Annotated in this window: 9 protein-coding genes; 5 read left to right on the top strand and 4 right to left on the bottom strand. The window is 33.0% G+C overall.

Features of this window, described 5'->3' with window-relative positions; genetic code table 11:
* Window positions 1-143 precede the first annotated feature (143 nt).
* From Q4487_RS15210 to Q4487_RS15225, 4 genes are read right to left on the bottom strand one after another with little or no spacing between them, the layout of a single operon-like run.
* Window positions 144-2,357 carry a GH92 family glycosyl hydrolase gene (locus Q4487_RS15210; protein WP_303544026.1) on the bottom strand — a complete coding sequence of 738 codons (2,214 nt, stop codon included), beginning with the start codon at window positions 2,355-2,357 and terminating at the stop codon, window positions 144-146.
* Window positions 2,358-2,361: 4 nt separating this feature from the next.
* Window positions 2,362-4,686 (bottom strand): family 20 glycosylhydrolase, encoded by a 2,325-nt coding sequence (locus Q4487_RS15215; RefSeq protein ID WP_303544023.1) that lies wholly within the window; start codon window positions 4,684-4,686, stop codon window positions 2,362-2,364.
* A gap of 12 nt (window positions 4,687-4,698) precedes the next feature.
* Window positions 4,699-5,823 (bottom strand): family 10 glycosylhydrolase, encoded by a 1,125-nt coding sequence (locus Q4487_RS15220; protein WP_303544020.1) that lies wholly within the window; start codon window positions 5,821-5,823, stop codon window positions 4,699-4,701.
* A complete protein-coding gene (locus tag Q4487_RS15225) occupies window positions 5,810-6,844 on the bottom strand; it encodes a carbohydrate-binding family 9-like protein (protein ID WP_303544018.1) in 1,035 nt (344 codons plus the stop codon). The genes Q4487_RS15220 and Q4487_RS15225 overlap by 14 nt, the downstream gene beginning before the upstream one ends.
* A gap of 273 nt (window positions 6,845-7,117) precedes the next feature.
* Between Q4487_RS15225 and Q4487_RS15230 the strand changes: the two genes are divergently transcribed.
* From Q4487_RS15230 to Q4487_RS15250, 5 genes are all read left to right on the top strand, one after another.
* Window positions 7,118-8,203 carry a sensor histidine kinase gene (locus tag Q4487_RS15230; RefSeq protein ID WP_100896554.1) on the top strand — a complete coding sequence of 362 codons (1,086 nt, stop codon included), beginning with the start codon at window positions 7,118-7,120 and terminating at the stop codon, window positions 8,201-8,203.
* Complete coding sequence (locus Q4487_RS15235) at window positions 8,203-8,919, top strand: LytTR family DNA-binding domain-containing protein (RefSeq protein ID WP_198519473.1); 717 nt, start codon at window positions 8,203-8,205, stop codon at window positions 8,917-8,919. The genes Q4487_RS15230 and Q4487_RS15235 overlap by 1 nt, the downstream gene beginning before the upstream one ends.
* Before the next feature lie 143 nt (window positions 8,920-9,062).
* Window positions 9,063-11,426, top strand: a complete 2,364-nt coding sequence (locus Q4487_RS15240) for a PSD1 and planctomycete cytochrome C domain-containing protein (RefSeq protein WP_303544014.1) — start codon at window positions 9,063-9,065, stop codon at window positions 11,424-11,426.
* A 2-nt stretch (window positions 11,427-11,428) separates the two neighbouring features.
* Window positions 11,429-12,922, top strand: a complete 1,494-nt coding sequence (locus Q4487_RS15245; RefSeq protein WP_303544012.1) for a DUF1501 domain-containing protein — start codon at window positions 11,429-11,431, stop codon at window positions 12,920-12,922.
* Window positions 12,923-12,955: 33 nt separating this feature from the next.
* Window positions 12,956-13,993, top strand: a complete 1,038-nt coding sequence (locus tag Q4487_RS15250; RefSeq protein WP_303544010.1) for a 6-bladed beta-propeller — start codon at window positions 12,956-12,958, stop codon at window positions 13,991-13,993.
* Window positions 13,994-14,001: the final 8 nt, after the last annotated feature.

Raw genomic sequence — 14,001 nt, forward strand, 5'->3', positions numbered from 1 at the left:
AGGTGTTAAAAATTTGAATACTTTATTATCAATTCCGTAATTAATACACAAACAAATACACATTTTAGAATTGCAGATGCAAAAACCTACAAAGTCAAGGTAATAAGAGACTTACAACAGAGAAAACTTGTTAAATTAAAATTTTACTCCAACCCTATTTCTAAAACAGAGCCATTTAACAAGTCTTTATGAGAAACAAAATACCCTTTAAGTTCTTTATTATTTAAATGAATAGATTTAATTTTTCCATTAACATTTCCTGTTCGCTTAATAATTAACTTTTCTTTTTTATAATAAGTTGTATCTAAATGAATAGTCATAGAAGTAAATCTTGGTGTAGAAAGCGTATACACAGGTGAAGCCGGACTAACAGGATAAATTCCCATCATTGCATATACTAACCACGCAGACATTGTACCTGTATCATCATTACCTGGCAAACCTGCAGGCGTATTTGTAAAATATGTTTTTATTAACGCCTGTACTCTTTTTTGAGTTTTCCACTCATCTCCTTTACTGTAGTTATATAAAAAAGGATAAGCAATATCTGGCTCATTAGCCATATCAAACTGATTATTATCAAAAATATAATCTAGGTGAGAAACAAATTGTTTTTTTCCTCCCATTAGCTTCATTAAACCTTTAATATCGTGTGGTACCATAAAAGCGTACTGCCACGCATTGCCCTCTATATAACCCACATTTTTTTCAAAATTTGCCCCTTTGTAAGGATCAAAAGGTGTGTACCAGCTACCATCACTATTTTTAGGTCTTAGTAGTTTTAACTTACTATCAAATAATTTTTTATAAGATAAAGATTGATTATAAAACTTTTTATAGTCTGCCTTTTTACCCAACTCTTTTGCTAGCTGAGAAATAGCAAAATCTGCAATATTATATTCTTCTGTAGTAGAAACAGGCCCCTCTGCACTACCGCCTACACTCAAATATCCATTCTCCCAATACTCTTTATTTCCTGGTCTTAACGGATTATTTACAAGCTTGGTTGCTCCTTTTAACATTGCTGAGTAAGCTAAATCAACATTAAAATCTGTAATACCACGTAAATATGTATCTGCTATAACTACTGGTGCTGGGTCACCAACCATTGTAAAAGTTTCAGTAGAGTTTAACTCCCATTTAGGCAGCCAACCATTTTCTTTGTACATAGACAACATACTATTTACCATATCAGATTGTTGTGCTGGGTACAAGGTACTCATTAATGGGTGGTAGTTTCTGTACGTATCCCAAAGCGAAAAAACGGTGTATCTAGTACCTTTAGTGTTTCCTACTTTACCAGTTGCAATCTCAGGATAATCGCCATTAAAATCATTTAACGTATTTGGGTGTATTTGTGTGTGGTACAATGCTGTATAAAATATTGTTTTGTCATTTGTAGAACCACCTTCTACCTCTACAGTAGACAAAGTCTTGTTCCAAGCAGCTTTTGTAGTAGCATAAACATCATCAAAATTTTTATTAGCTGTTTCCTTTTCCAAATTTTCCCTAGCATTATCTATACTTACGTAAGACACACCAATTTTAACCTCAACAGTAGTTTTCTTTTTAAAATTGTAACGCATATAAGCACCAATACTATCACCTACAACTTCTCTTGTAAACCCTTTCATTAGTCTAGTTTTACCATTGTAGCCCATCCATTGTGCTTCTACCCCATTGTATTTATGTGGTTTTTTCCAAGCTCCAAACTCATCTGCTGGACTAGAAAATTTAGCAACAAAATATACTGGGTAAGCCTGTTCTGGACTATTATAACAGAAAGAACCAACTGTGCGCATTCCTTCAATTTCCGTATTAGATACCACTTTTACCATTGCGCCTTGCTCATTAGTTAAGCCAAGTCCTAAATTTAAAAGTATGTTAGATTTTCCTGCTGGAAATGTATACCTAGACACTCCTACTCTTGTTGTTGCAGTAAGTTCTGTTTTTATATTGTATTTAGATAAGTTAACTGAGTAATAGCCTGCTTTAGAAACCTCATCTGTGTAATTGGTTCCGTATTGCATATGGTTTGTTTTTAAGTCTCCTGTAGTTGGCATAGTTAAAATAACTCCCAAATCTGGACAACCAACTCCGCTTAAGTTTACGTGTGTAAATCCTGTTAAAAAATTGTATTGTTTAACATATGGGTTGGATAACCAACCAGCATCTTTTTGTACTGCTACGTTAAAAGGAGATACACTAGCCATACCTCTTGGCGCGATTGCACCTGGGTTTGTTGCTCCAAAATTAGAGGTTCCTATAAACGGGTTTACATAGTCTACAGGTTGCTGACCAAAAGCAAAGTTTGCTACAATTAAAACAACACTTAAAATTTTAAATTTTATACTCATAATTCTATTCTACTATAATTTCATCTACAAACAACCAAGCACCACCACCATTAGTCGGACTTTTTAAATTAGTTGCTACCACCTTTATGTACCTAGCTTTAGTTGGTTTAAAATTGATTTTAAAATCTTTTAATTCTGACGCATTACTTACTTTAAATACTCTAGTAACCTCTGCAACTTTGGTAAACTTTTTTCTGTGTTCTGATGTAAAGACTTCTATTTTTACGGGAAAATAAATTCCTGAACTTTGATTTTCTAGCGTACCAACCGTAACTGCAGAGAACTCTGTTTCTTCATCAAAATCTATTACCACATCCATATTATCACCCAACCAACCTTGCCACTGTCCGTCGTGAAAATTTTTAGATCCTCTTAATACATTTACCAAACCAAGCTGTTGTTCTCCTTGGTAATTTTTATGATACTTAGTGTTATAAACTATGTATTTACCAACCGCATTATGGTAATTAAACTCTTTAGTTAAGGTTTGTCCTAATTGCTTACCATTTTTAAACATTGCAGCCTTTAACGTAGCAGTTTTATTTAGTTGAATTGGTTTTTGATATTGTAAAGACGACTGTGAAAGCAAAGAACCATCTATAGAGTATCTAATATCTGCATCTGGAAATTCATTTTTTAATAAGATAGATAATTCGCCTTTTTCTATGTCAACTTTAGCATCTGTAGTTATCTGATAAGCACTTTTAGCATAGTTAACACCCATAACATCGTAACGCTTAAACAGCTCTTTTACCCTACCTGAAAAGTTATTCCAATTTTTATTTTCTATTGGTGTCCAAAGAGCCTCAGACATAGCTGCAAGCCTAGGAAAAATCATATACTCAGACTGTTGCTCTGTTGGTATGTGCTCTGCCCACAAATTTGCTTGTCCGCCTAACACGTGTTTTTCCTGCTCTGGAGTCATTTTATCTACCACTGGGTTAAACTCATACACTTTACTAAGCGGAGTATAACCACCAAATGCTAAAGGTTCTTGATCTTGATTTCCTTGGTAATGATCAAAATAACAATGTGTACCAGGTGTCATAACAACATTATGTCCCTCTGCAGATGCCTCTAGGCCACCTTTTACACCACGCCAACTCATAACGGTTGCTCCTGGAGCCAAACCGCCCTCTAAAATTTCATCCCAACCAATTAAAACTCTATTTTTAGAACTTATAAAACGTTCTATTCTTTTAATAAAATAGCTCTGCAATTGGTCTACATTTACTAAGCCTTCTGTTTGTAATCTAGTGGTGCAATGTATACAAGTTTTCCAATTGGTTTTTGTAGCTTCATCTCCGCCAATGTGTATATATTTAGACGGAAACAACTCCATAACCTCTGTTAATACATCTTGTAAAAAAGTAAATGTTTCTTCCTTACCTGCACAGTAAATATCTGTAATTGGCCATACTCCACCAGACGGAACCATAATTTGCTCACCTAAGCAAGAAAACTCTGGATACGCAGCTATTGCACTACTAACGTGTGCTGGCATCTCTATTTCTGGCACTACAGTTATACCTCTTTCTTTTGCATAGGCTACTACTTCTTTTATTTGCTCTTGTGTATAAAAACCGCCATAAGTAGCTTTTGTTCCTAAAGGTGCATTTGGTCTAGCGTTCCAACCTTTATCTTCTTGGTCTACTCTATAACCACCAACAGACGTTAGTTTTGGATATTTTTTAATTTCTATTCGCCATCCTTGATCATCTACTAAATGCCAATGAAAAGTATTCATTTTTAGCATTGCCATACGGTCTAACGTTTTTTTAATATAATCTACCTCAAAAAAATGTCTAGACACATCTAACATTAGTCCTCGCCATTTAAAACGAGGAGTATCTTTAATTTCTATTACTGGAACTATCCACTCTTTTTGCACAAACGTTGTACTTTCTATACTTACAGGAAGCAACTGCTTTATAGTTTCTAATCCATATACAAAACCAGAATACGTTTTTGCAGATACTGTTATATGATTAGAATTTATTGATAAATTATAACCTTCATTAGGTAAAGAATCTATTGTTTTAAACTGTAAAAAATTAGTAGAAGGTGCATTATCTACTACATCTAATTTTACACCAGAGACCTGTTTAAACTTCTGAGAAAAAGAAGTTAATAATTTTTGTTCATTTTTTGTGCTTGCAACCAATTTTGTGTTTGCATTAAAACTAAAACTACCTTTGTATAACTCTGTAAATACAGGCTTAGGAATAATATTAATTTCTTCTTCTGTAAAGTTTTTTTCTTTTTTAGTTGTACAACTAAACGTTAGTAACAAAAGAAAAATGGTTATGTGGCAGTTAAGTTTTTTCAAAATGAAATACGTTTAATTAAATTTCTTACTAAGTTTTTTTATTACCGCATATTGCTCATCTGTAAGTGCATTACCATCAAAAATAGAGACTCCTTTTGCTCCATTATCTTTTGCTAATAGAATTGCTTTTTCTAAATCTGAAACAGACATATTTGGTACATAAATACCAGTATGCAGTTCTGTATTAGAATTTTTAAGGTCTTTTACACCTTGTCCGGTTGCAAACCCAATCCAGTCTATTTCTTCATTATAAAAGTTATGATAAATCATTGGCAGTACTTTATCTACATTCCATTTGTCCCAGCGTTGGCGCACCATATGATCTGCCATTTCTGGGTAAGGAAATACTGCTGCGGTTAATATTTTATTGTTATTATGCGCAATGATATAAGCTTCATCTACAATAGCTTTTACTTTATTTAACCTAAATTGTTTCCACTCCATATCTATAGCTGGGTTTTTAGACTCTTTAGGGTTTTTATGGTGTTCCTTTTTAAACTCTGCTATACACACATCACAGTAACAAAAATCAAACTCAGGTAGCTCTACCTCTTGTTTTAAATTGTATTTTGGTAGTAAACCAATTGGTAAAAAAATATCTGAGTAACGAATATAATCTAAATGTACACTTGCTACATCTTCAACCTTTGCCAAACCTTCTACTAAACTTAATATATGAGCCTTAGACTCTTTTCTTGTTGGGCATAGCCATTTGTAATACCCTACATATGGTGGCTCATCAAAACAAGACTTACCATCTCTACTAACCGCGTACCACTCTGGGTGCTGTTCTGCAATAGCATCTCCAGGCCTGTTTACAGTAAACATCCAAGCGTGTACATTTAACCCTTCCTTTTTTGCAAAAGGAACTATTCTTTTTAGCAACTCTGGATCTGTACCTGTATTAATTAGCACATCTGTAATTCCGTTTGCGCTATATTTAGCAAATTCTTCTTGGTAAGCAGTATCCTCTTTTTCATTACTAGCAGATGTCCAAGTCCAAAATGTAAAACTATTTGTTACAGCATCTTCCTTTTCTACTACATTTTTGTCTTGTTTTTTATTCTCACAAGAAAATAAGACAAAGCCCAACAATAAAAAACTCATTACCCTTAAAAATACCTTATTCTGCTTCATTACTACTAAATTTACCATCTTCTTTAATTACTAATATTTTGTTTGTAAACGGACTTTTTACCCAGATGTTAAATCCGGTTTTATGCTTCTCTAATTGTGGACTCACTAAAGCTCCTAATATAGATTTAGATTGTATCTCTTTTTCATCATTATTTTCTACATAATTTAAAAATACTTTATACAAATACCATTTTATCTGTTCATCTTTTGGAATGTTCCAATCTATATTTTCTTCAGTTTTATCAGAAAAATAAACATAACCCCATGTATTAGGTTTATGCATATTAATTACACCTTGTGGAGACCAAACCCAATTATACTCTGGTAAATCTTTGCCGTTAGCATCTTTCTTTTTAACATATTTACCGTCTATTAAAGTATGTTGCCATTGTACCCTAGAAAAATTTATACGCCAAAAATCATTTACTGGTATTTCTACTATTTTAGAAGGTTCAAAAAGTGATTTCCAAGGAATAGCAATTTCTGTAGACCAACTTTTATCTGTATCACTAGCGTTGTTTAAAGTTCCGTTAATATGCACAGCAGTTTTTAACCCGTTTATATCCCAATTATTAATGGCTGCACCACCTTGACTATATGTTTTTGTTAACAACAAATCCCATACAGTATTTAGTGCATTTATCTCTAGCTCCATATAATTATGAGTAGTACCAGGCGGATCTATAAAAATTTCAAAATCGTTGTTATAAAAAATTACAGCATCTCTTTTTGTAATATCTCCCCATATATGAGGCTCCTCTAGCAAGGCAAAGAAATACAAATAAGTATCATCCCAAAGCATTTTTACCCTAGTTTTATAAGTCGCTTTTTTATCGCCTTCAATATCTATAAACTCTTTTGTCCATTTAGCAGTTTCCCAAGACTTTTCATTAGCTACGCCATCTATTATTAAACTATCTACTGCCTTGTTTGCTATATATTTTTTAGGTTTATTTTGAGCTATTAGTGAAGCACAACCTAGGTAAATTAAAAAAAGAAAAGCAGCAATTATTCTTTTCATTTTTATAGAAGGTTCAATATCCATATTCTTTATTATTAGTAACTTTTTTTTAACATTAATATAATTTAGTTGCTAATTAAATTATTTTTTATACTTTTCAGACGTTCAATTCTGCGTGTTTAGCAAAACGCTATATCTAGTTTTTAAGCTACATAGCAACACTTTATAAATATTCCTTTTTTTATTTGTAATGGAAATAATTTTAGACCAATAACGATAGCCAAATGCTAAACGATAAAATAGTGCAGACAAAAACAAACCGAAACCAAACTAATGAATATAAACACAGATGTAGATTCTTTTTTAAACAAGAATTCTTCTAAAAGCTTTGAAATAAATTACAAACACCATATAATTTTTTGGGTTATATATTTTATTTTTAACAGCTTAAGGTATAGCAACATTCACCAAGATTTTATGCTCTCTTTGCGTATGAATCTTATAGGTTTTCCTATACATATGGCAATTGCATACTTTAACGTGTACTACTTAATGCCTAAGTTTGTTTTTAAGAAAAAATACATTAGTTACACTTTTTCTGTTATTGCCACATTATTTATTATGTTATTGGTTAAGTACTCTTTAACCTATTATTTTATTGGTCCAAATGTATGGCCAGAGGGACCTGAAGAACTAAAAGGATTAACACTTAATTATGCCACTACAATGATGGTTGGCGAACTATACGTTTCCTCTTTTGTTGCAGCCATAAAACTCACAATAGATTGGCTAAAAGAACACAGCAAACTGCATGAGTTAGAAAAGAGACAGCTAAGCACAGAATTACGTTTTTTACGCTCACAGGTTTCTCCGCATTTCTTTTTTAACACGCTTAATAATGTTTACTCTTTAACTCTAGAAAAGTCTGATAAAGCTCCAGAAGTTATATTAAAATTATCTGAATTAATGCGATACTTGCTATATGCTACCAAAAAAAATAAACAAGATTTAAAGAGCGAGCTAGACTGTATACAAAACTATTTAGACCTAGAACGTTTACGTTTTGATGAGTCTTTAAATATAAACATTAGTATTTCTGGCGATTTAGAAGGTAAACGTATTTCACCTATGTTGTTAATTCCGGTAATAGAAAATTGTTTTAAACACGGAGCTAGTAAAAACATAGGAGATATGATAATAGATATAGATGTAAAGGTTAGTGAAGATTTGCTTCATTTTAAAGTATCTAACACCATACCCGTACAAAGCGCAGATAGCTTAATACCCATTAGAAGTGGTGGTATTGGACTAAGCAATTTAAAAAAACGCTTAGAGCTAGGGTATAAAAAAGAAGATTATCACCTATCTATTTTTGAAAAAGACAACATGTTTAATGTAATTCTAAAACTTAAAGTATGATTAAATTAAGAACCATAATTGTAGATGATGAACCGTTGGCTATAAATGTTTTAAAAAATTATGTTTCACAAATACAGGAATTAGAGTTACTAGAAACATTCTCTAATGCTGTTACAGCAACTACTTTTGTTCAAAACAACGAAATTGATATCATTTTTTTAGATATTAATATGCCAATATTAGATGGCTTAGATTTTCTTAAAAGCTTACAATCTATGCCAATGGTAGTTATGACAACTGCACATGAAGAGTACGCACTTACTAGTTATGAACTACAAGCTATAGATTATTTAGTTAAACCAATACCGTTTCCTAGGTTTTTACAAGCAGTACAGCGCATTATAAAATTAAAACAAGGCAGTACTACAAAAGCCATAACTACCAATACTTCTACAGATAACGCTAGTATTTTTATTAAGATAGATAAAAAGAAGTTGCAAAAAATAGTGTTAGATGACATTATGGTAATTGAAAGTTTAAAGGACTATATCCGCATAAAAACAAAATCAGATAAGTACATTATACACAGAACTTTAAGTAGTTTTACAGATGAATTACCTAGTGATAAATTTATAAGAATACACAGGTCTTATACCATATCTATCTCTAAAGTAGATACCATAGAAGGTAATAGTTTAGAAATTGGTGGTATACGGTACACAATTGGGCGTAGTTATATTAATGACGTAAAAGAAACACTTTTGGGACGCGCATAAATTTCAATTTTTAAGAAAAAGCTGTTAGGTTTTCATTTTGTATTTATTAAGCTATTGTTACAAGTTACTGGTCGATTTTTATTGCTAACAATTTAAAGAATAACAATATTTAAGAACAATAAACTAGCTGATTCTTAAAAATTATGATATTATCTAATTGGTTTCTATATCAAAAAAATAATGTAGCAAAAATAGCTTTTGCTGTATTTATTACTATTGGTGCTACTAGTTGCAAAACAGAAAACAAATATTCTGAGGTTGCCATAGCAGAAAATGGTACAGCAGCAATTCCTGATAAAATAGACTTTACATTTCACGTAAAACCTATTATATCTGATAGGTGTTTTATTTGCCACGGACCAGATAAAAATGCTGTTGAAGGTAATTTTTCTATGGTTACACCAGAGGAGGCTTATAAAGCTTTAGGAGAAAACTTAGACCATTATGCTATTGTGCCAGGAGACACAGAAAAAAGCGGAATGCTAGACCGTATTTACTCCAAAGATCCGGGGAGTATAATGCCGCCTCCAGAGTCTAACCTAATACTTACCGAGTACGAAAAAGAAATATTAAAAAAATGGGTAGAGCAAGGTGCAGAATATAAAGACCATTGGGCTTTTACACCTCCAGAAAATCAAAATGTACCTAAAACTAAAGATACTTGGGGAAATAACGAAATAGATAACTTTATTTATCAAAAATTAGAAGAAAACAACTTACAACCTTCTGAGCAGGCTCCAAAAGAAAAATTATTACGTAGAGTTTATTTTGATTTAACTGGCTTGCCACCATCTACAAAAGACATAAACAATTTTTTACAAGATTCTTCTGCTAATGCATATGAAAAAGTAGTAGATAAACTTTTAGAATCACAAGACTATGCAGAAAATATGGCTGCAGAATGGATGGATATTGCCCGTTATGCAGACACACACGGTTACCAAGATGATTTTGAACGTATTATGTGGCCTTGGAGAGATTGGGTTATTAACGCTTTTAACAAAAATATACCTTACAATAAATTTGTTACAGACCAATTAGCAGGAGATTTAATACCGGATGCATCTCTAGAACAAGTTTTAGCAACAGGTTTTAACCGTAACCATAAAATTACTTATGAAGGCGGAGTAATACCAGAAGAATACAGAGTAGAATACGTAGAAGACCGTATTACTACTTTTGGTACTGCTTTTTTAGGATTAACATTAGAGTGTGCGCGTTGTCATGACCATAAATATGATCCTATTAGTCAAAAAGCACACTTCTCATTCTTTAGCTTTTTTAATAATATAGATGAAGACGGATTAGTAAACGGCGGTTCTGGCGTAATTCCTAAACCATACATTACAATTACAGAGAAAGAAAAAAATGAAGTTTTAGATTTTGTACAATTACAAAAATCAGACATAAAAGAAGTTCCTGTAATGGTTATGCAAGAGATGAAAACTCCTAGACAAGCATATATTCTTAACAGAGGATTATATGATCAGCACGGAGAAAAAGTATATCCAGATACTCCAAAAACTATTTTAGCTTACCCAGAAGAATTTGAAAAAAACAGACTTGGACTGGCAAAATGGTTGTTTCATAAAGACAATCCTTTAACTGCCAGAGTTGCTGTTAACCGTTTTTGGCAACGTATGTTTGGTACCGGTATTGTAGCTAGTTCTTATGATTTTGGCAACCAAGGAGCATTACCTACACATCCAGAATTGCTAGACTATTTGGCATTACAATTTAGAGACAGTGATTGGGATACCAAAAAAATGCTAAAGCTAATGGCTATGTCAAAAACTTATCAGCAAAAAACAGTTATTAGTAAAGAAGCTTTAGAAAAAGACCCAGAAAACAAATGGTTAGCACGCGGACCAAGAATACGTTTGTCTGCAGAAATGATAAGAGACCAAGCCCTTTTTGTAAGCGGACTATTAAATAAAGAAGTTGGTGGACCAAGTGTAAAACCATACCAGCCAGAAGGAATTTGGGAAGAAACTACAGGAGGTGGTGGCGGTAGTACATCTTCTTACGTTTTAAGCGAAGGAAAAGATTTGTACCGTAAAAGTTTGTATACATTTTGGAAACGTACCGTACCTCCACCAAGTATGATAACTTTTGATGCTGCTTCTAGAGATTTATGTTCTGTAAAAAGACAAGAAACCAACACACCATTACAAGCATTGGTTTTATTAAATGACCCGCAACTAATAGAGGCTGCACGTGTATTAGCTTCTAATGCAATTAAAAAAGAGACAAGTATAGAAAAACAAATTTCATACATTTTTCAATCTTCTACATCTAGACTACCAGATGAAACAGAGGTTACAGAACTTACCAACCACTATAATGATATGTTAAACAGAGTAAAAAGTAACGAAATTAATACAGACGAATATTTAGCCATTGGCTCTTATAAAGTTGATGCTTCTATTGCTGTAGATAATTTAGCTGCTTTGTCTTTAACAGCGCATACCATTTTAAATTTAGATGAAACTATAACCAAAGGATAGTTATGAGCGAGAAAAAAATACTAGAAGAAAGGTCTTTAATCTTAAACCGTAGAAACTTTTTAGGCAAAGCAGCTTTAGGAGTTGGTGGTACCGCTTTAGCATCATTAATGGGTTGTAGCTTTTTTAATAAAAGTGAAGCTGGCATACTAACACCTGCAAATACAATAAGCGGGTCTAAAGGCGCTTTAAACAGTTTGCATCATCCTGCAAAAATAAAAAGAGTTATTTATTTGTTTCAAAGTGGTGGTCCGTCTCAATTAGAGTTGTTTGATTATAAACCACTTTTAAATGTACGCAGAGGTGAAGATTTACCAGAATCTATTAGAAACGGGCAACGTTTAACTGGTATGACATCTGGGCAAGACAAGTTTCCGCTAGTTGGCTCACAATTTGATTTTAAACAGTATGGTAAAAACGGAACTTGGATTAGTGACTTATTACCCTACACTGCTAAAATGGTAGATGATTTATGTTTTATAAAATCTATGCATACTGAAGCAATTAATCATGATCCAGCAGTTACGTTTTTTCAAACAGGATCACAACAACCAGGTAGACCTAGTATTGGTTCTTGGTTAAGTTATGGTATTGGTAGTGAAAATGACAACCTACCTGCTTTTACCGTATTATTATCTAGAGGTAGTGGAAGGCCTCAAGGTCAGCCTTTATATACCAGATTATGGGGTAACGGATTTTTACATTCCTTACACCAAGGAGTACAATTTAGGGCTGCCAAAGATCCTGTATTGTATTTAAATGACCCTAAAGGAACTACTAAAGACACCAAACGTGCTATTTTAGATAAGTTAGCTGCCTTAAACGACAAGCATTATGAGGAGTTTGGAGATCCTGAAATACAAAGTAGAATTTCACAATATGAAATGGCATACAGAATGCAGACCTCTGTACCAGATGTTATGAATATTGATGATGAGCCAGATTATATTTATAAAATGTATGGCTCAGATGCAAAAATACCTGGCACTTATGCTGCAAACTGTTTGCTAGCAAGAAAACTAGCCGAAAAAGATGTGCGTTTTATACAGTTGTACCATATGGGTTGGGACCAACATGATAATTTACCCGGTGCTATAGAAAAGCAAGCCAAAGATGTAGACCAAGCATCTGCTGCCCTTGTAGCAGATTTAAAACAGCGTGGTTTATTAGAAGATACACTTATTGTTTGGGGAGGTGAGTTTGGAAGAACCAACTACTCACAAGGAATATTAACAGCAGATAATTACGGAAGAGATCACCACCCAAGAAGTTTTACAATGTGGATGGCCGGTGGCGGTATTAAACCAGGTATTAGTTACGGTGAAACAGATGATTTTGGATATAACATTGTTAAAAACCCTGTGCATGTTCACGATTTTCAGGCTACAATGATGCACTTACTAGGTATAGATCATAAAAAATTAACCTATAAATATCAAGGTCGTAGATTTAGATTAACAGATGTAGAGGGCCACGTTATTAAAGATATTTTGTCTTAAACCATAATACCAACCAACTACTTTAACCAACTTATGAACCGACGAACTTTTATACAAAACTCTAGCTTAGCTAGTGCAGGGCTTTTTTTAAGTACACCTGCCTTATATGCTATGCAACCCTATAAAGATGCCATAATTGGTCATGGTGATTTTAAATATAAGATAGACTTAAATTGGGGTGCTCTAAACTCTAATTACTACCCTGTAGAAAACTGCCATGAAATGGTGCAAGATTCTAAAGGGAGGATAATTTTACTTACAGACCATACCAAAAACAATGTAATAGTTTATGATAAATCTGGAAATTTAATTGAAGTTTGGGGCACCGAGTTTCCTGGCGCACACGGACTAACATTAAATGTAGAAAACGGAGAAGACTTTTTGTACATAGCAGATAATAACCGCCATGAAGTAATAAAAACAACTATTGACGGTAAAGTTGTTCAAATTTTTAAATTTCCTAAAGGCTCTGGTAGTTATAAAAATATAACAGAATACATTCCTACAGAAACTGCTATTGCTGCTAATGGCGATGTTTATATTACAGATGGCTACGGAGCACAACATATTTTACATTATAATGAAAAAGGTGAGTTATTACACATTTTTGGAGGTAAAGGAAAAGAAGATCATTTATTTGGTAATGCACACGGTATTACAATAGATACACGTAACAATGCTGCTCCTACATTACTAATTACTGACCGTATGGAAAATAAGTTTAAACGTTTTAGTATGCAGGGCGATTATATAAATACAATACACTTACCTGGTGTTTTTGTGTGCAGACCTGTAATACATAAAAATAATATTTACACAGCTACTATTTGGTCTGGAGATGGTGCTATGGATACAGGTTTTGTATCAATCTTAAATAGTGAAAACAAATTAGTTTCTGCTCCTGGTGGAACTGAACCAAAGTATAATAATGATGATGCTTTGCAGCCAATGCAACAAGCACTAAAAATATTTAAAAACCCACATGATGTTTGCATAGATGATGATGACAACCTGTATGTTGCACAATGGAACTCTGGTAAAACATACCCAATAAAATTAACCAGAGTCTAATTAATTTC

The sequence above is a fragment of the Cellulophaga sp. 3_MG-2023 genome (assembly GCF_030546975.1).
GTDB lineage: Bacteria > Bacteroidota > Bacteroidia > Flavobacteriales > Flavobacteriaceae > Cellulophaga.

Excerpts from the sequence above, each read along its gene's own strand:
- Q4487_RS15210 (WP_303544026.1), bottom strand. The coding sequence starts at position 2,357 with ATGAGTATAAAATTTAAAATTTTAAGTGTTGTTTTAATTGTAGCAAAC.
- Q4487_RS15220 (WP_303544020.1), bottom strand. The coding sequence starts at position 5,823 with ATGAAGCAGAATAAGGTATTTTTAAGGGTAATGAGTTTTTTATTGTTG.
- Q4487_RS15225 (WP_303544018.1), bottom strand. The coding sequence starts at position 6,844 with ATGAAAAGAATAATTGCTGCTTTTCTTTTTTTAATTTACCTAGGTTGT.
- Q4487_RS15230 (WP_100896554.1), top strand. The coding sequence starts at position 7,118 with ATGAATATAAACACAGATGTAGATTCTTTTTTAAACAAGAATTCTTCT.
- Q4487_RS15240 (WP_303544014.1), top strand. The coding sequence starts at position 9,063 with ATGATATTATCTAATTGGTTTCTATATCAAAAAAATAATGTAGCAAAA.
- Q4487_RS15245 (WP_303544012.1), top strand. The coding sequence starts at position 11,429 with ATGAGCGAGAAAAAAATACTAGAAGAAAGGTCTTTAATCTTAAACCGT.
- Q4487_RS15250 (WP_303544010.1), top strand. The coding sequence starts at position 12,956 with ATGAACCGACGAACTTTTATACAAAACTCTAGCTTAGCTAGTGCAGGG.